Origin of the sequence: Mycolicibacterium smegmatis (assembly GCF_001457595.1) — a bacterium.
GTDB classification, from domain to species: domain Bacteria; phylum Actinomycetota; class Actinomycetes; order Mycobacteriales; family Mycobacteriaceae; genus Mycobacterium; species Mycobacterium smegmatis.
The window spans coordinates 4,586,515-4,604,998 of sequence record NZ_LN831039.1; the positions used below are offsets into that span (position 1 = coordinate 4,586,515).

Genomic DNA, 18,484 nt, shown 5'->3' on the forward strand with positions numbered 1-18,484 from the left:
TCACCGTCTCGCTCACTCGACCACCTCTCGCAACGCATCGAGCCACATGGTCTGCAATGTGCCAACTTCGGCGGCCGACAGGATGTCCGGCAGGGTCCGCCACTGTGCGCCCAGCACGGCCGATCCGTCCCGGTCGATCACCGCGGCCATGATCGTCAGTTCGTGGCGCACAGCGACATCCGGTTCGGGTATCGGCGTGACACCGGACAACAGTGACCGGTCCTGCAGCAGGGCATGATCGGCCGAATCCAGTTCGATACGGCCCAGGTAGTTCAGCAGCAACTGCGGGTCACGGTGCACACCAAGGCTTTCTGCGGTGTCCTCGCGCAGGTGGCGCAGCAGCCCGTAGTCGATCGGGTCGCCGGGGATGGCGGCGACCAGTTCGGCCACACCGCGCGCGTCGCCGGCGGTCACCCGCAGCGGGTAGATCATGCTGAGCAACCCGGCGGTGTCACCGGTGTCCACCTGGTGGGGGTCCTCCCCCAGATCGGCCGACACCACGGCGTCGGCCCGGCCGTGGGTTTCCAGCGCCAAGAGCGGCGCGGGTGTCGGCTGTCCGCGTTCGCGTCGCCACGCGGTGACGGTCCGCGCCGTCGCCGCGGCGAGCACCTCGGTCACCGGGACCCCTCCGGTGAGCAATCGGGCCGTGAGATCCGCGTCGGCGAAGGTCATCTCGACCGCGATGTCGCGCATCCGGTCGGTTGCCGGATCGACGCGCCTGGCGCCGATGTCGGGATCGGCACCGTCGAACTGGCGGTGCCAGAAGTCGACGGTGTCGAGTTTCAGCGCACGCTCGGACAGCATGCGTGACCACCGCCGCAGCGACGTGTGCTCGCGCACCGGCGTCGGCTCCCGGCCGGATGCCAGTGCGTGCCAGGCGGTCTCGAGCTCGCCGACGACGATGCGCCACGACGCCGGGTCGAGCGCGAGCACATGGGCGGTGAGGATGAGCACACCGCCGGGCGCGTCGGGGTGACGCAGCCACACCGCGTCGAGCATCGAACCCTGCTGCGGGTCGATGCGGTCCACCGACAGCGCGGCCTGCTCGGCCACGGCGTCGGCCAGGGTTCCCACCCCGACCGCCTCGGTGAGCACGTCACGAGGCCCGTGCGGCACCAGGGTGCGGGTGACCCGGTCGAGCCGGGTTCGCAGCACCTCGTGCCCGTCGACGACGGTACGAAGCAGGGTCCGCAACTGCGCGGCCGTGGTGCCCTCGGGCAGCCGGAACGCCTCGGTCTGCGCCAGCCGTCGCGGTTCGCCGTACTGGTAGAGCCAGCTTCCGTTCGGCAGCAACGGGATCGGGCCGGAATCCTCAGGAGTGTGGTCGACGGCAGCGTGGTGGGCGTCGGCGTCGATCGCCGCGGCGAGCTCACGCACGTTGGCGCACTCCAGCATGAGCCGGGCCCGCAGCGCCAGACCGCGCCTGCGCACGGCCTGCACAACCGTCAGCGCAACGATGCTGTCCAGCCCCAGATCGAGGAACTCCGCGGTGACGTCGACCGCACGTGTGTCCAGCACCTCGGCCAGCACCTCGGCGACAACCCTCTCGGTATCGGTCGCCGGCCCTTGGAAACCACCGGACTGCCGCCCCGAGTCGAGCGCGGCCAGCCTGGCGTCGTCGACCTTGCCGTTGGTGGTCAGCGGGATCTCGTCGACGAGCAGGATGTGATGCGGCACCAGATATCTCGGCAACGTCGCGGCGAGCATGCGGCGCAGCTCCCCGGCCGCGTCCGCCAAGGAGGCATCGGTGACGACGTAGGCCACCAGGCGCGGCCCGCTGCGGTGGCGGCGCAGCGCGACGTGCGCGTGACGCACCTGTGGGTGCCGGTGCAGCGCCGCGGCGACCTCGCCGGGTTCGACGCGGAAACCGCGGATCTTGACCTGATCGTCGCTGCGGCCCAGGAACTGCAGGGCCCCGTCGGGTGTCCGGCGCACCACGTCACCGGTGCGGTACATGCGCGCGCCCAGGGTGAACGGGTCGGCCACGAACCGGGCCGCGGTCTCCCCTGGCCTGCCCACGTAGCCGCGCGTGAGCTGCCCACCGGCGAGGTACAACTCGCCGGCCACCCCGGCGGGCACCGGGCGCAGCCAGCTGTCGAGCACATAGGCGGCAGTCGGGTCGGTGGGTTTGCCGATGCACGGGTCGCGGTGGTCGGCGATCGCGGCGACCACGGCCTCCACGGTGGCCTCGGTGGGGCCGTAACAGTTGTGCGCCGACATCCAGGTGCGTTCGCACTCGGCCTGGATCGCCTGCCACAGCGCGGTGTCGATGGCCTCGCCGCCGAGTGCCAGCACCGCCAGCGGCACGGTGCTGAGCAGTCCGGCCGCGCGCAGTTGCGTGAACATCGACGGTGTCGTGTCGATCATGTCGATCCCGTGGCGCCCGATGGTCTCCACGAGCGCCTCGGCGTCGCGCTGCACGTCGTCACCTACGATGTGGTTGGCGTGGCCGTCGAGCAACGCCACCAGCGGTTGCCACGCCGCGTCGAAGGTGAACGACCACGCGTGCGCGACACGCAGCGGATGCCCCACACGCTGCGCCGCGGGGCGCAACACGTTGCGGGCGTGATCGGCCGCGTACGCCAGCAGCGCCTGATGGGTTCCGATGACGCCCTTGGGCTTTCCGGTGGTCCCGGACGTGAAGACGATGTAGGCGCCCTGTCCGGGGTGCACGTGCGCGGGCCGGTAGTCGGCGGGCAGTTCGGCGTCCGCCGCGCGCACGGCGGACACGAACGCCTCGTCGACGATGATCGGTCGTTGCCCGTCGGGGTGGGTCTGGCGGAGGATCTCGCCGACCCGTTCCCCGGGCATCGCCGGGTCCAGCGGCACGATCAGGCCGCCGGCCTTGAGCACGCCGAGCATCGCCACCACGTACTCGGGCCCGCGCGGCAGTCGTATCGGTACCGGGGTCTCCGTCGCCACGCCGCGCCGGCGCAGTTCGGCCGCGACACGGTCGGCCGCCTCGTCGAGCTGCCGGTAGGTGAGTTCCCCACCGTCCCAGGTCAGCGCGATCGACCCGAGTCGCTGCGCGGCCGTCTCGGTGAAGGCGGTGTGGAAACCACCGGTGCGGACGGTCGTGTCGGCGCGAGTCGCGGTAAATGTCCCGGGGGCATCTTCGTCGTCGAGGGTGACCGCGACGTCGCGCAGCGGCCGGTCCCACGACCGCAAGAGGCGCTGCACGACGGTGAGCACGCGGCGCCCCAGAGTGTGCGGGTCGAGCATTCCCAGTGCGCCGTCGAGTGTTTCGACGAGCACCGTGAGTCTGCCGTGGGTGGGGTGCGCGGCGATGGTGACCGGAAAGTGCGACAGGCTCTCCAGCGCCGAGGGGCGCAACACGGCCCCGCCACCATCCGACCCGAGCGGGAACTCGTCGCTGCCCACCAGTCCGCCGGGTGGGAAGTTCTCGTACACCAGCAGCGTGTCGAACAGTTCACCGATACCGCCGAGCGCTCGGATCTCGGTGTGGCTGAGGTAGCTGTGGTCGCGCAGATCGGCGGCCTCGCGCTGCACCGCGAGGCACTGCCGGCCCACGGATCGCGCCGGATCGAGCCGGATGCGCAGCGGAACGGTGTTGATGAACAGGCCGACCATGGACTCGACACCGGACAGTTCGTCGGGACGGCCCGACACGGTCACGCCGTACACCACGTCGGTGCGGTCGGTAAACGCCGAGAGGATTGCCGCCCAGGCCATCTGGAACAGCGTGTTGACCGTGACACCCCGCGCGCGTGCGCCGTCGAAGATCTCCGCGGACGCCTGCTCGTCCAGCGTGACCTCGGTGCGTGCGGGCAGTCCCGGTTCGGCCTCGCGGCCCGACAGCGCGGGCGACAGCAGTGTCGGGCCGTCCAGCCCGTCGAGGTGGGCGCGCCACCTCGCGCGGCTGGCGTCGTGATCGCGCCCGGCGAGCCAGCCGATGTAATCACGGTATGGACGCGGCGCCGCGGGGAACACCGCGGTGTCGCCGTCGGCCGCGTACAGCGTGATGTACTCGCCCACGAACACGGGCAACGACCAGCCGTCGATCGCGATGTGGTGAGCCGTGACCACCAGACGCCAACGCTGCGCGGGCATCTCGATGAGCAGGAACCGGATGAGCGGTCCACGCCCGAGATCGAAACGGCGCGTGCGCTCCTCGGCCTCGATGGCAGCGGCGGCCTCGGCCGTGGGCGCGGTGACGTGCCGCCACGGGAGATCGACGGCCGTCGGCACCACCGCGACCGGGCGGGTCAGGTTGCCCTGGAAGAAACTCGCCCGCAGGTTGGGGTGGCGCACCAGCATCGCCTCGGCGCACGACCGCAGCAGCGCCGGATCGACGGCACCCTCGATGTCAGCCGCCATCGCGATGACGTACGGGTCGGCACCCGTGTCCTCCTCGGTGAGCCCGGCCAGCGAGTACAGGCCCTGCTGCAGCGGGCTCAGCGCCAGGACGTCCTCGATGCCCGGCGGGGTTCCGGTGGCGGTCATCGTTTCCCGTCTTGGCTCTGACCCCATGCCGCGGTCAGCGCCGCGAGCTCGTCGGACGACAGACCCGACGCCTCCATGGGCGCATGGTGGACATCCTGCGCGGCCGAGCCCTCACCCGCGGCATCGATCGCCGCGGCGAGCTCCGACAGAACCGGATGTTCGAACACCATGCGCGCGGTCATCGCCACACCCGCGTCGCGCGCGCGTGCCGCGAGTTGCACCGCGAGGATGCTGTCACCGCCGAGGGTGAAGAAGTCGTCGTGGCGGCCCACCTGTGTGACGCCCAGCAGCTCGACGAGCATCGCGGCCACGGCACGTTCGGTGGGCGTGGCCGGCGCCTCGAACGGACCCGACGCCGTGGCGCTCACGCGCGGGCGGGTCAGGGCGGCCGGGGTGAGGTCGTCGACGACGGTGATTGCGGCGCCGGCGAATTCGTCGGGCAGCGCGGTGCGTACCTGCTCGGCGAACTGCGGGTCCGCGGCGTGAGCTGCGTCGGCCACCACGTATGCGGCCAGCAACGGCGCCGAGCGGTTCTCCCAGTACCGCGTCGCCGCGGCGGCCACGCCGTCAACGGCCTCCAGCGCGGCCTGCAGCCGCGGTTCACCGGCGGTGACGGGCTCGAGCCTGCCGTCGGAGGTCCAGCGTGCCCGGTCCCCGGTGCGGTACAGCCGGCCCGCGCCGAAGGGGTTGGGCACGAAGCGTTGTGCGGCAACGCCGTTCGCGGCTTCAGCCGACGCATCCACAGCGCCGCCTGCGTAGTACACGTCGCCGATCACGCCTATCGCCACCGGCTCGAGCCACTCGTCGAGCACGTAGACGTTGGTGGCGCCCTCGGTCTGCGGTAGCGCAGGCGGCACCGCGCGGCGGCTCCAGTCCTCGATCAGCAGCGTGCGCTCGTCCGCGTCGATCACCGCGATGTCGCGCAGCGTCGTGTCGGCGTCGGTCGCGAACGCGTCGATGATCCGGTGCAGCCACCCGATGAGACGTCGCGCGGTCGCGGGCTCGTACAACTCGGTGCGGTAGATCACGGTGCCCTTGTAGCCGGCCGGTTCACCAGCCCGTCCCCCATTGCCGTTCTGCGCGAAGAAGTTCAGCGACAGATCCGCATGTGCCACGTCGAACGTGGGTTCCAGTGCGGTGAAGCGTGTTTCGCCATTGCCGCCGTCGTCGATCACCTGATCGGCGGGCAGGTCATCGCGGACGTGCACGACGACACCGAACAGCGGGTTGCGCGACAGCGAGCGCACGGGGCTCACGGCGTCGACCACACGGTCGAACGGCAGGTCCTGATGCTGGTAGGCAGCCAACGCCATCTCACGGGAGCGGCGCAGCACCTCACGCAGCGACGGGTTGCCCGAGAGGTCGTTACGCAGCACCACGATGTTGATGAAGAACCCGATCAGCGCGTCGAGTTCGGGTGCCGTGCGCCCGGCGACCGGGGTGCCCAGCGGGATGTCGGTGCCCTGTCCGGACTTGTGCAACGCGATCGCGACGGCGGCCTGCAGCAGCATGAACTCGGTGACGCCGAGTTCGCGGGTGAGCGCGATCAGCCTGGCCCTGGTGTCGGCGTCGATGCTGAAGTCCAGCGCCGCGCCGTCGCCCGTGGGTACCGGGGGCCGAGGGAAGTCCGGATACAGCCCGTTCTCTTCGGGCAGACCGGCCAACTGCGTTGTCCAGTACCGGCGTTGTTCGTCGATCGTGTCGTCGGTGCCTGCCAGCAGTTCGGCCTGCCAGGCAGCGAAGTCGGCGTACTGCACGGGCAGCGGCGGCAGTTCGACGGCGCTGCCGGCGTGGCGGGCGTGGTAGGCCGTGAGCAGATCGGTGAACAGCACTGTGCCCGACCAGTGGTCGGCCGCGATGTGGTGCACCACGAGTGACAGCACGTGGTGCTCAGCGGTGGTCAGCACCGCAGCCCGGATCGGCCAGTCGGTCTCCAGGTCGAAGCAGTACCTGCGCTCGGCGTCGAGTTGGGCCTGCACCCAGTCCTCTCCGTCACCGCGCGCCTGCCGCACCGGCACCGGGGCCGGCGGGTGGATGATCTGGTACGGCGCACCGTCGATCTCGCGGTAGGTGGTCCGCAGGATCTCGTGCCGCGCGACGACGTCGCCGACCGCGGCGATCAATGCGTCGACGTCGCAGGGCCCGGACAGGCGCGCCGCGAAGGGCACGTTGTTGACCGGGTTCGGGCCGTCGATGCGGAACTGGAACCACTGGCGCAACTGCGCGGCCGACATCTGCAGCGGGCCGTCGTGCGGCACCGCGACGATCGCGGGGCGACCACTCGATGCACCCGAGGCCACCAGGTCTTCGATGTGCGCGGCGAGGCCGGACACCGTGGCGTGCTCGAAAACGTCCTGGACACCCACGTCCACAGCACATCGGGCACGCACGGCCGCGACGAGTTTGGTCGCGAGCAGTGAGTGGCCGCCGAGATCGAAGAACGAGTCGTCGGCGCCCACCTCGTCGCGTTCGAGCAGTTCGGCGAACAATCCGGCCACGGTGCGTTCGGTGTCGGTGGACGGTTCCCGGAATCGGGTGGTGGAGGTGATCTCCGGCTCGGGCAGGGCCCTGCGGTCGATCTTGCCGTGGGTGGTGATCGGGATCTCGTCGAGCTCGACGTAGGCCGCGGGCACCATGTATTCCGGCAGCGCAGCGGTCACCCGGGCCCGGATGCGTTCGATGTCGACGTGGTCGGCGCCCGCGGCCGGCGTGATGTAGGCGACCAGGCTCTTGCCGAGGCTCGGCAGGTCGCTGACCACCACCACGGCCTGCCCCACCGACGGGTCCACCGAGATCGCCGCCGACACCTCGCCGAGTTCGATGCGGAAGCCGCGGATCTTCACCTGCTCGTCGGCCCGCCCGACGAACTCGATGTCGCCGTCGGCGTTGCGCCGCGCGAGATCTCCCGAGCGGTACATCCGCCCGCCCGGGTTGAACGGATCGGCGACGAAGCGCTCGGCGGTCATTCCCGGCCGTCGGTGATAGCCGTGCGCGACATGTGTTCCGCCGATGTAGATCTCGCCGATCACGCCGACGGGCACCGGTTGCAGCGCGTCGTCGAGCAGATGGATCGTGGTGTTGATCTTGGGCTTTCCGATCGGTACGGTGCGCGCGCCCTGCTTGCCCTCGACCTTGTAGCGCGTGCAGTTCAGCACGGTCTCGGTGGGTCCGTAGAAGTTGTGCAGCAGCGAGTCGAACGTCGCGTGGAATTTGTCGGCGATCTCGCCGGGCAGTGCCTCGCCGCCGATCGGCACGCGCTGCAGGGTGCGCCACTCGTTGACGCCGGGCAGCGACAGGAACAGCCCGAGCAGCGACGGCACGAAGTGCATCGAGGTGATGCCCTCGTTGCGCAGCAGATCGGTCAGGTAGCCGATGTCGGTGAGGCCGCCCGGTTTCGGGATCACCAGGCGCGCACCGGCGGCCAGCATGCCGAAGATCTCCCCGATCGACACGTCGAAGCTCTGCGACGCGACCTGCAGCAGGCGGTCTTCGTTGGTGACGTCGTATTCGCCGCCGAACCACACGAAGTACTCGGCTATCGGGCGGTGCGGCACCGGAACACCTTTGGGCAGACCGGTGGAACCGGATGTGTAGATCAGGTACGCGGTGTTGTCGGGCCGCAGCGGCCGCACGCGCTCGGCGTCGGTGGGGTCGGTCGTCGGCTGATCCTCCAGCCCGCTGACGAACTCGCGCAGCACGATCTTGGGGTCGGAGTCGGACAGGATGTAGTTCAGCCGGTCCTCGGGATACGTCGGGTCGACGGGCAGGTACACCGCACCGGCCTTGACGATGCCGAGCGCGGTGATGACCAGCTCGGGCGACTTCTCCAGCAGCACCGCGACGCGGTCCTCGGTGCCGATGCCCTGCCCGATCAGCCAGTGCGCCAACCGGTTCGCGGACTCGTTGATCTCGCGGTAGGTGAAGTGCCTGCCCTCGTAGACCACGGCGGTGGCGTCCGGGGTGCGTTCGGCCTGCTGGGTCACCAGATCGGTGAGGGTCGCCGCGGGTGTGTCGAAGGCCTCGCCGGTGGCCATCCGCGTCAGCCACGCCGTGTCCTCGGCGGTGAACAGGTCCAGACGCCACAGCGCGCGATCGGGATCGGCGAGGGCGTTGTCGAGCAGCACCGTGAAGTGCCGCAGCATCTGTTCGGCCAACGCCGCATCGAGCACCTCGGTGAGGTGCTCGGCCTCGACGGTGGCACCCGTGGCTTCCCACTCGACCATGAAGCCCAGCGGCAACTGGGTGTGGTTGCCGCGCAGTTCGGCACGTTCGCACCGCACCCCGGCCGGGCAGAACCCGCCGCCATCGGGTTCACGGAACCCGAAGCTCACGCGGGTCATGCGCTCGGCGCCGTGGCGACGATCCGGGTTGAGTTCGCGCACCACCCGGTCCAGGTTGACCCGCTGATGCGCGAACGCCCCGAGCGCGACGTCGCGGGTCTGCAGCACCAGGTCACGGAATCCGGCGTCGCTGCGGGGTCGCATGCGCATCGCGACGGTGTTGCCGTGGTATCCGATGGTGTCCTCGGTGTCGCGGTTGAGCACCGGGGTGGCGACCAGGAAGTCGTCGGTGTGGGTGTAGCGCCTGATGAGCGCGCCGAACGCGGCCAGCAGCACCATGTACGGCGTCGCGCCGGTCTCGCGCGCCAGTACCGTCACCTTCTCGACGGTCTCGGCCGACAGTCGTACGGTACTGCGCTGCGATCGGAAACCGGTCGGCACCACCGAACCCATCGGGCCGGGAAGTTCCAGCGGCTCGGGCGGATTCGCCATGACCTCGCGCCAGTAGGCGAGGTCCTCGTCGGTGGTGTCCGGGGCGGCAGCCCCGACCCGTGGCGTCTCGGGCAATTGCTCGCCCGAGTACGCGCGCGTGAGGTCGGTGAAGAACACCCGCCACGAACCGTCGTCCCATGCGATGTGGTGTGCGACGAGCAGCAGTACGTGTTCGGCCGGTCCGGTCCTGATGAGCGTGAGGCGCAGCGGTGATTCGGTGCCCAGGTCGAACGGTGTGCCGAACTCACGCTGCGCGAGCACCTCCAGGCGCAGCTTGCGCGCCCGCTCGGACTTCTCCGACAAATCGTGCGTGGTCCACGACGGTGTGAGGTCGTCGTGAACCTCGGCGCGCGGTTCGCCGTTCTCGTCGGCATGGAAGGTCGTGCGCAGGATCGGGTGACGCCGGGCCACCGCCTCGACCGCGGCCTGCATACGTTCGGCATCGATGTCACCGGTGAGCCGGTAGGACAGGCTCACATTGAGCAGGACCCCGCTCGGATCGAACCCCTGCACGAACCACATGCGGCGCTGTCCGTCGGACAGCACCGTGGGATCGACGGCCGCCGCGGAACCTTCGGCTGCTGCGCGTCCGGCCGCCAGGCCGCGTTCGGCGAGCTTGCGCCGCATCAACTCCAGGCGGGCTTCGACGGTGGAGGCCGTCGCGGTATCGGCAATGTCAGTCACGCGAGAACGTTTCCTTTTCGGGTCTTTCGAGGTGCTCGATCAGCTCGGTGGCGGTCACTCCGCCGAGCAGGGTGGCCAACGGCACGGAGCGTCCGGTGGTCTTCTTGAGCTTCTTGCGCAGGTCGAGCGCCAGCAGTGAGTCGACGCCCAGGTCCAGCAGCGACGCGTCGAGGTCCAGACCCGTGGTGTCGGCCAGCTTGAGAACCGCAGCCAGCGCGATGCGTACCGCCGCACCCGTGTCGTGGTGCTCGGCATCGGCGGGTGGGCCCGCATCGCGGTGCTGCGCTGCGTGGGTGGCTTCCCGTCCGGTGCCGGTATCGGCATCGGTGCCGAGAAAAAGTGCGAGGCGCTGCGCGTCGGCGCTGAACACCAGCGGGTCACCCGCAAAGTCCTGCAGCGCGGTGTCGACCGCCCGGTCAGGCGCCATGGCCCGCAGGCCCGAGCGTTCGACGCGCGTGATCTCGTCTGCGTCGATGATCCCCGCACCCGGCCACAGACCCCAGCGCACCGCGGTGCACCGGCGGCCCTCGGAGCGAAGCCGTTCCGCCATGACGTCGAGCAGACGGTTCGCGGCCGCGTACGCGGCGTGTCCGTGGCCGCCCCACAGCCCGGACACCGACGAGCACAGCAGGATTCGCGCGTCCGGCCGCACGGGCCACGCCGCGAGCACGTTCTCGATGCCCGCGAGTTTCGCGGTGAACGTGGCCTGCGCGGCCGCGCCGGTGAGTGCGGAGCCTGCCGCGATGGTTGCCGTCGCCGCGGCGTGCACGATCAGAGACGCACCCTGTCCACCGAATTCGGCGGCGACGTCGCGTACCCGTGGAATGTCGGTGAGATCGCAACGCGGCGCGACGATCTCGACGCCGAGAGGAAGCTCGTCCACGCGGTTCCCCTCGATCCCGTTGCGGCTCAACAGCACGATGCGCCGTGCGCCCAGCGCCGCGAGGCGTCGGGCGAACTGCAGTCCGACCGCGCCGGTACCGCCGGTGATCACGACGTCGTCCAGGACGCCGGTGGGCCACGGCGCTGCCGCGGCCGACGCGTCGCGCATACCGCGGCGCCACAGGGTTGTCCCGGGACCGTCGGCAACGTCACACCGCAGCGCGAGATCCGTGGTGCCCGTGACCATCGCGGCGACAGCGGTGACCGCGGCCTCGGTGTCCAGGCCCATCGGGACGTCGAGTTGCCGGAAGTTCTGGTCGGGGTGTTCGAAGGCGATGCTGCGGTGCATCGCGGCCACGGCCGCCCCGACGGGCAGTGACCCGTCCCGGTCCACCGGGACGTGCTCGCCGCGGCCGGTCACCAGCCACACGTCACGCGTGGTCTCGGTGAGCAGGTCGGGGTAGCGCAGCAGACCTTCGTCGATGCGCCTGCCGAGTACCTCGGCCGCGACCACCGGATCGTTCTCGCCGATCATCGGTGCGACCACGACCAGCTTGTCGGCCTCGGCGGGTGCGACCACCTCGACGCCCTCGATGCGCCGCGCCGCGTCACGCAGGTGGTCGGTGACAGCGCATCCCGGATCGAGTCCGACCACCGCGATGTGGTGGTGTCCGGACACGGCGGGCACCGCCACCGGATGCCATTGCTCGGCCGCGACCGTCAGACCCGTGACCGGCGGGAGGGGATCGGGTCGGGCCCAGAGGTGTTCGGCGCGCATGGGCGCGAACGGGAAGTCGGGCAGGACGGCAAGGCTGTCGCCGAGTTGGTCGCTCCAGCGGTATCCCGTGTCGGCCAGCGCGACCGTGATGACGTTGTCGGCGAGGCGCTCCGGCAGGGGTTCGTCACGCCTGCCGGATCCGACGAGCACCACGCCGCGGGTGGACTCGAGCAACTCGCCCATGTTGAACAACAGCGCGGGATGTGCCGAGAGTTCGACGAAGATGCGGGCCCCGCGCCGGGCGGCGCGTGCGACCGCCTGATCGAACCGCACGGTGGTGCGCAGGTTCGTGTACCAGTAGTCGGCGAAATCCGTTCCCGCCGTGACGACATCGGCCGTGGCCGAGCCGATGAACTGCACGGGCGTCTCGGCGAACCGCCCGGCAGGCAGCAGGGCGTCGAGGTCGGCGCGCACACCGTCGAGCGCGGTGGTGTGCGCGGGGAACCACATCTCGATCTCCCTGGCGAACGCACCGCGTGCGGCGACCGTGCGCACGGCGGCGGCCACGGCGTCGGTCTCCCCCGACACCGCGACCGACGACGGTGAGTTCACCACGGAAAGCTCGAGCCAGCCCGGGGTTTCGGCGATCACTTCGGCTGCCTGCTCCGGTGTGATGCCGAGTACCGCGACGCGGTACGGGCCGGTGAGCCGGTCGAGCACCGTCGCGCGGGCGATGACGATCGCGACCGCCTCGGGCAGGGTGATGGCCCCGGCGACATAGGCCGCGCCGATCTCGCCGAGGCTGTGGCCCACCGTGATGTCGGGCACCACCCCGTAGGACCGCCAGACCCGCGCGAGTGCGACGCCGTGCACGAACTGGGCGCCCTGGATCTGCACCTGCGAGAAGTCGTTGGTGCTGACGCCGGAATCCGGGTCGGCGAGCAGGTAGTCCAGCGGTGAGGCCGCACCGGCCGCGTCGAACGCGGCGGCGCAGCGGTCCACCTCGGCGCGGTACTCGTCGAGTCGGTAGGCCTCGACGCCCATCGACGGCCACTGGCTGCCCTGGCCGGGGAACACGAACGCGACGCGGCGCCGCGAACCGGGCTGCGGCGCCGCGGCTCTCGTCACGAGCGGATGGTCGACGCCGTCGGCGAGCGCCCGCAGTCCCGCGGTGAGTTCGTCGAGGCCCCCGGCCCGGATCACGGCGCGGTGCCTGCGCAGGCGGCGGGTGCGCAGCAGCGTGTGCGCCACGTCGGACGGCGCGGTGTCACCCCTGCCTTCGAGGTACCGCAGGATCGCCGCCGCGTCGTGGGTGATCAGATCCTCGGCGTGTGCGCTGAGCACGATCGGCACGCGCGCGTCGGACAACGTTCCGTCGGTCATCACGCGGCCTCCGGGATCGCGACGATCGCGTGCGCGTTGGTGCCGCTCATCCCGAACGCCGACACCGCCGCGATGCGTTCACCGCCGACCGCGGGCCACGGCGTGAGCTTGGTGGCCAGGCGCAGTCCCTGCGCTTCCCAGTCGATCTCGCCACTGGGCTGGTCGACGTGCAGGGTCGCCGGGATCGCCGCACGTCGCCCGGCGAGCAGCACCTTGGCCAGCCCGAGTCCGCCCGCGGCGGCCTGTGCGTGGCCCACGTTCGATTTCACCGAGCCCAGCACGGCACCCGCACCGGGGGCGGTGGCGCCGTAGGTCTGTGCGAGCGAGCGCAGTTCGGTGCGGTCGCCCAGTCGGGTCCCGGTGCCGTGGCCTTCGATCATCCCGACGTCCTCGGGGCGGATCCCGGCCCGGTCGATGGACTTGCGGAACAGGCGTTCCTGCGCCGCACCGCTGGGCGCGGTGAGCCCGGTGGTGCGTCCGTCCTGGTTGAGTGCGGTGGCACGGATCTCGGCCAGGATGCGGCGGCCGTCGCGCACTGCGGCGGATCGGCGTTGCAGGACGAACATCGCCGCGCCCTCGGCCCAGACCGTGCCGCTCGCGTGGGCGCTGTAGGGGCGGCAGTGGCCGTCGTCGGACAGTGCGTGCTGTTTGGAGAATTCGACGAAGTACCCCGGTGAGCCCATCACGCACACCGCGCCGGTCACCGCCAGATCGCAGTCTCCCGCGCGCAGCGCGCCGACCGCGGTGTGCAACGCGGTGAGCGCCGACGAGCACGAGGTGTCGACCGTGACGGCGGGCCCGGCCAGGTCCAGCGTGTATGCGATGCGGCCGGCGATGACCCCGAGCGAGGTCCCGGTGATGAGATGCCCGCTGTGGTGGGAGAACTCGGAAAGCGGCGGGCCGTACTCCAGGCCGGAGGCGCCGATGTAGCAGCCGGCGTCGTGGCCGGCGAGATCGTCGGGGTTGATCCCGCTGTTCTCCAGCGCCCGCCACGCGACGCGCAACGCGACGCGTTGCTGCGGATCCATGGCGACGGCCTCGCGCGGCGAGATGCCGAAGAACGCCGGATCGAATTCACCCGCACCGGACAGGAAGCCGCCCAGATCGTTGATGGGCTTGAAGCCGTCGCGGCGGGAGCCGTCGAACAGTGCCCCGATGTCCCAGCCACGGTCGCGCGGGAACCGCCCGAGTGCCTCGCGTTCCTCGGTGAGCAGCGTCCAGTAGTCGTCGGCGGTCGTGACCCCGCCGGGGGCCTCGAGCGCCATCCCGACGATGACGACCGGGTCCTCACCAGAGCTCATTGACCAGCTCCGCGACGTCGTCGGTGTAGTCGTTGATGTAGAAGTGCCCACCGTCGAACATCGACAGCGTGAACGCCCCTTCGGTGTGGATCTGCCAGCCGCGCAGCATGTCCTCGCTGATGCGGTGGTCCTGTTCCCCGCCGAGGGCGTGGATGTCGGCCGCGATCGTCACGCCCTGATCGCACGAGTACCGGTTGAACGCCTCGTAGTCGGCGCGCACTGCCGTGAGCAGCAGCTCCACGAAGTCGTCGTCGGCCAGCAGCTGCGGGTCGGTGCCGCCGAGGTCCACCATCTCGGCGATGATCTCGGACTCCCCCATCGGCAACGCCGGGGATGCGGCGACCGCGGACGGCGCCTCGCTCGCCGAAACCCAGAGCGCCTCCACCGCAACGCCGTTGCGTTCGGCGACACGGGCGAACTCGAAGGCCACGACCGCGCCCATGCAGTGGCCGAACAGACACAGCGGCCCGAGCCGTGTCCAGTCGCCCGCCTCGAAGAGGTCACGTGCCAGGTCGCCGACCGTGGCCGGCGCGGGATGCGACAGCCGGTCGCCGCGGCGCGGGTACTGCATGACGTAGGCGTCGGAGCCGGCCTCGGCCAGCGCGAGTGCGAAGGGCCGGTACGCCAGGGCCGCACCGCCGGCGTGCGGGAACACCAGTGTGGGCCCGCTGGCGGTGTTTTCGGCTGGATACCTCTTGATCCAGGATTCGAGCGAGACCTCGGTGCCCGTCACGATGTCGCGGCGGTGTCGAGTGCGGACATCACTGCGGCGTCATCCATCGCGGCGACCTCCAGATAGAGTTCGGCGACTTGTTCGAGGCGGCTGCCGTCGGCCTCCCTGGCGACCAGACGGCTCGCGAGTTTCTCGACCGTGCGGGTGGCGAAGATGTCGGGCACCATCACGGTCGGGGTGTCCAGCCAATCGCGGATCCGTGCGACCGCCGCGGTCGCGAGCACGGAATCTCCGCCCAGTTCGAAGAAGTCCTCGTCGGCGCCGACATCGGCCACCGAGAGCAGTTCACCCAGGATCGCCGCGAGAGCACGCTCCAAGCTGGTCTCGGGTCGCCGTGCGGTGCCGCGCCCACCAGCCTGCGCCTGTTCGACGGCCTCGGCGAGCAGACGCGCAACCGCACGCCGATCGGTCTTGCCGCCGACGGTGAACGGCACCTTTCCGGTGAGTTCGAAGTGCCGCGGAACCATGTGCGGCGGAAGCAGTTCCGCCAGACCTGCCCGCAGGTCGGCGTCGGTCACCGAGGTGTCGTCGAGCCCGACGACGGCGGCCAGCAGGTCACCGGCAGGGGTGTCCACGATGTCGGCGACCGCGGCATGCACACCGGGAAGGCGCTGCAGTGCGGCCTCGACCTCGCCCAGTTCGATGCGGTAGCCGCTGAGCTTGACGCGGTGGTCGGCGCGACCGACGAATTCCAGTGTGCCGTCCGGCCAGTAGCGTGCCAGGTCTCCGGTGCGGTACCAGCGGCGGCCGCACCAGGTGACGAACTTCTCGGCGGTCAGGTCGGGCTTGCCGCGGTAGCCGCGGGCGATCCCGCGACCGCCGATCCACAGTTCACCGGGCACCCAGTCGGGGCAGTCCTGTCCCGCGGCGTTGACCACGCGGCACGCGTTGTTAGGGAACGGCGCGCCGTACGGCACCGCCGTCCAGTGCTCGGGCAGCTCCTTGGCCTCGAAAAGCGTCGCGTGGATCGCGGTTTCGGTCGCCCCGCCCAGACCCGTCAACACCACGCCCGGTGACAACTGCTGCAGCTTGCGCACCATGGTGGTGCGCACCCAGTCACCCCCAGTGGGCACGGCGCGCAGTGAGGGCATGGATGTCCTTGTCGACCATGCGGTTTCGACCAGCATCTCCAGCGATCCGGGCAGGAAGTTCAGCGTCGTGACACCGTGGGCGTTGATCTGGGCGACCCAGTGATCGGGATTGCGCCGGTCGGCCTCGTCGACCATCACGATGGCGCCACCTGCGGCCAGCGTGCCGAACACGTCGAGCACCGACAGGTCCGATTCCAGATGGGTCAGCGCCAGCACGCTGTCGTCGGGTCCGGTGCCGAAGTAGGTGTTGAGCGTCTCGACGGTGTTCATCGCGGCGTCGTGGGTGACCTCGACGCCCTTGGGCTCGCCCGTCGAACCGGACGTGAACAGCACGTAGGCCAGGTCGTCGGGCGCAGCGGAGACCGGTTCGACCGTCTCGTGGCGCCGGCCCACCAGGACGGCCTCGGTGACCGTCAGCGCGGGCAGCCATGTCGGGGTGGCGTCTGCGCAGAACAGTGCCATGCGGACGCCGGCGTCGGCGAGCATGCGTTCGGCGCGGTCGGTGGGCTGGTCGACACCGACCGGCACGTACACCGCACCGGCAGCCAGGATGCCCAGCAGCGCCGGAATCTGGTCGGGCCCTTTGGGTCCCATCACCGCGACGCTCTCACCGCGGCGCACACCCGCGACACGCAGGGCCGTCGCGACGGCCAATGCCTGCTCGCGCAGTTCGGCGTAGGTCAGCGGGCCTTTCGACCCGATCAGGGCCACGGCGCCGGGGCGCATCGCGGCCTGTTCGAAGAAGCCGTCGTGCAGTGCGCGTCCGCTCGGCGGGGCGGACCTCGCGTTCACCGCGTCACGCACATCGCGCTGGGACTGCGGCAGCAGCGGCGGCGACGGGATGTCCCACGCGGTGTCGTCGGTGGCGAGCCTGCGCAACTCGGCGATGTGGCGCGCGAACATCGCGTCGATCACGCCGGGGCGGAAGGCGTCCTCGCGCACGTCCCAGTTCACCAGCACGCCGCCGTCGAACTCGGTGACCTGCGCGTCGAGCAGCACCTGCGGGCCCTGCGAGTTGATCCACACCGGCTTGCCGAACGCATCGGTCACCTCGGTGGCGAACAGCTCGCCGAGGCCGAGCGCGCTCGTGTACACCACCGGCGCGATGACCTGGGTGCCGCGGTGACGCCCGAGATCACGCAGCACCGACAAACCCGGGTAGTTCGCGTGCCCGGCAGCGGCGCGGAAAGTGTCCTGCACGACCTTGGCGCGTTGCGTGGGCGTCGTCGTATCGGTCAGGTCGATGTCGAGCAGCAGCGACGACGTGAAGTCGCCGATGATCTTGTCGACGTCGGGATGACGCTGCTCGCGCCCGAACAGGGGCACGTTGAGCAGGAAGCGCTGATCGGCAGACCATCCCGCGAGCACCTCGGCGAACGAGGCCGCCAACGCCATGGCGGGCGTGATGCCCCGCTTGCGGGCCGCGGCGAACAGTGCGTCGCGTGTCTGCGGATCCAGCCAGTGGTGCCTGCGGGTGGTGTGGTGCGGGTCGGCCTGCTCGGCGACCGGCACCAGCGGCAGCCGCGGCGGATCGGGCAGATCGGGGATCCGCTCGGCCCACCACTTCTGGTCGGCGTCGCGTGCGGGGCCGCCCTCGGGAGTCTCGAGCCGGTACTCGCGGTAGGTGTAACCCAGCGCGGGCAGCGAGGTGCCCGAGTTGTACAGCGCGGCCAGGTCGGCCATCAGCGTGCGGTAGCTCATGGCGTCACCGGCCTGCATGTCGAGGTCGACGTGCAGGCGCGTGGCCCCACTCGGCAGCAAAGACAGTGTCAGCTCGAAGACCTCACCCTGCAACTGCTGATGCGACTTGGCCCGCTGGATCTCCGACAGACGCCGTGCCACCTCGTCGGGTGTGGCGGCCCGCAAATCCTCGACGGTGACCGGAAATTCGTTCGCCGGCGCGCCGATGCGCTGCGTGCCGTCGGGCAGGAACTCCACCCGCAGCATGGGGTGACGCTCGGCCAGCGCGGTCGCCGCGCGCCGCAGCCGCTCGGGGTCCACGCCCGTGCCGTCGAACTCGACGTAGAGATGCCCCGCGACCCCGCCGAGCTGCTGGTCCTCTTCGCGGCCCACCCACATCGCGTGCTGCATGGGGGCCAGCGGGAACGGTGCACCGGCCTGCTCGCCGGTCTCGGAGGGACGTGAGTTCGCGTGCGCCGACGACGCCTTGGAATCCGCCGAACGCGCGGCGATCAGCCGGGCCCAGTCGGACACGGTGGGATTGGCGGCCAGCGTCGCGAAATCGATGTCGATGCCCTGCTGACGCCAACGCCCGGCCAGCGACATCATTCGGATAGAGTCCAGGCCCTGTCCGATCAGATCGGCGTCGGGGTCGACGGCTTCGCTACCGATGCCGAGCAGATCGGCCACGGCCCCTCTGATCGTCTGCGAGTTCGCACCAGCGACGTCGCCCATATGGCCTCCCGAACACGATTAGCACAGGCTGTCCTAACTTC

At 70.4% G+C, this 18,484-nt stretch carries 6 protein-coding genes; all 6 read right to left on the minus strand.

Annotated elements, in window-relative coordinates:
• Positions 1 to 12 precede the first annotated feature (12 nt).
• Genes AT701_RS22030 through mbtB form a run of 6 tightly spaced genes read right to left on the minus strand, consistent with a single transcriptional unit; the run spans position 13 to position 18,443 of the window.
• Positions 13 to 4,464 carry a non-ribosomal peptide synthetase gene (locus AT701_RS22030; RefSeq protein WP_058126586.1) on the minus strand — a complete coding sequence of 1,484 codons (4,452 nt, stop codon included), beginning with the start codon at positions 4,462 to 4,464 and terminating at the stop codon, positions 13 to 15.
• Entirely contained in the window at positions 4,461 to 9,920 is a 5,460-nt protein-coding gene (locus tag AT701_RS22035) for a non-ribosomal peptide synthetase (RefSeq protein WP_058126587.1), read from the minus strand. The genes AT701_RS22030 and AT701_RS22035 overlap by 4 nt, the downstream gene beginning before the upstream one ends.
• A complete protein-coding gene (mbtD, locus tag AT701_RS22040) occupies positions 9,913 to 12,903 on the minus strand; it encodes a mycobactin polyketide synthase MbtD (protein ID WP_058126588.1) in 2,991 nt (996 codons plus the stop codon). The genes AT701_RS22035 and mbtD overlap by 8 nt, the downstream gene beginning before the upstream one ends.
• A complete protein-coding gene (locus AT701_RS22045) occupies positions 12,903 to 14,204 on the minus strand; it encodes a beta-ketoacyl [acyl carrier protein] synthase domain-containing protein (protein ID WP_003895880.1) in 1,302 nt (433 codons plus the stop codon). Before AT701_RS22045 ends, mbtD begins: the two co-directional genes overlap by 1 nt.
• The gene (locus AT701_RS22050) at positions 14,191 to 14,937 is read right to left on the minus strand and encodes a thioesterase II family protein (protein ID WP_003895881.1); all 747 of its coding nucleotides are present in this window, start codon (positions 14,935 to 14,937) and stop codon (positions 14,191 to 14,193) included. The genes AT701_RS22045 and AT701_RS22050 overlap by 14 nt, the downstream gene beginning before the upstream one ends.
• Complete coding sequence (mbtB, locus tag AT701_RS22055; RefSeq protein WP_058126589.1) at positions 14,934 to 18,443, minus strand: phenyloxazoline synthase MbtB; 3,510 nt, start codon at positions 18,441 to 18,443, stop codon at positions 14,934 to 14,936. The genes AT701_RS22050 and mbtB overlap by 4 nt, the downstream gene beginning before the upstream one ends.
• Positions 18,444 to 18,484: the final 41 nt, after the last annotated feature.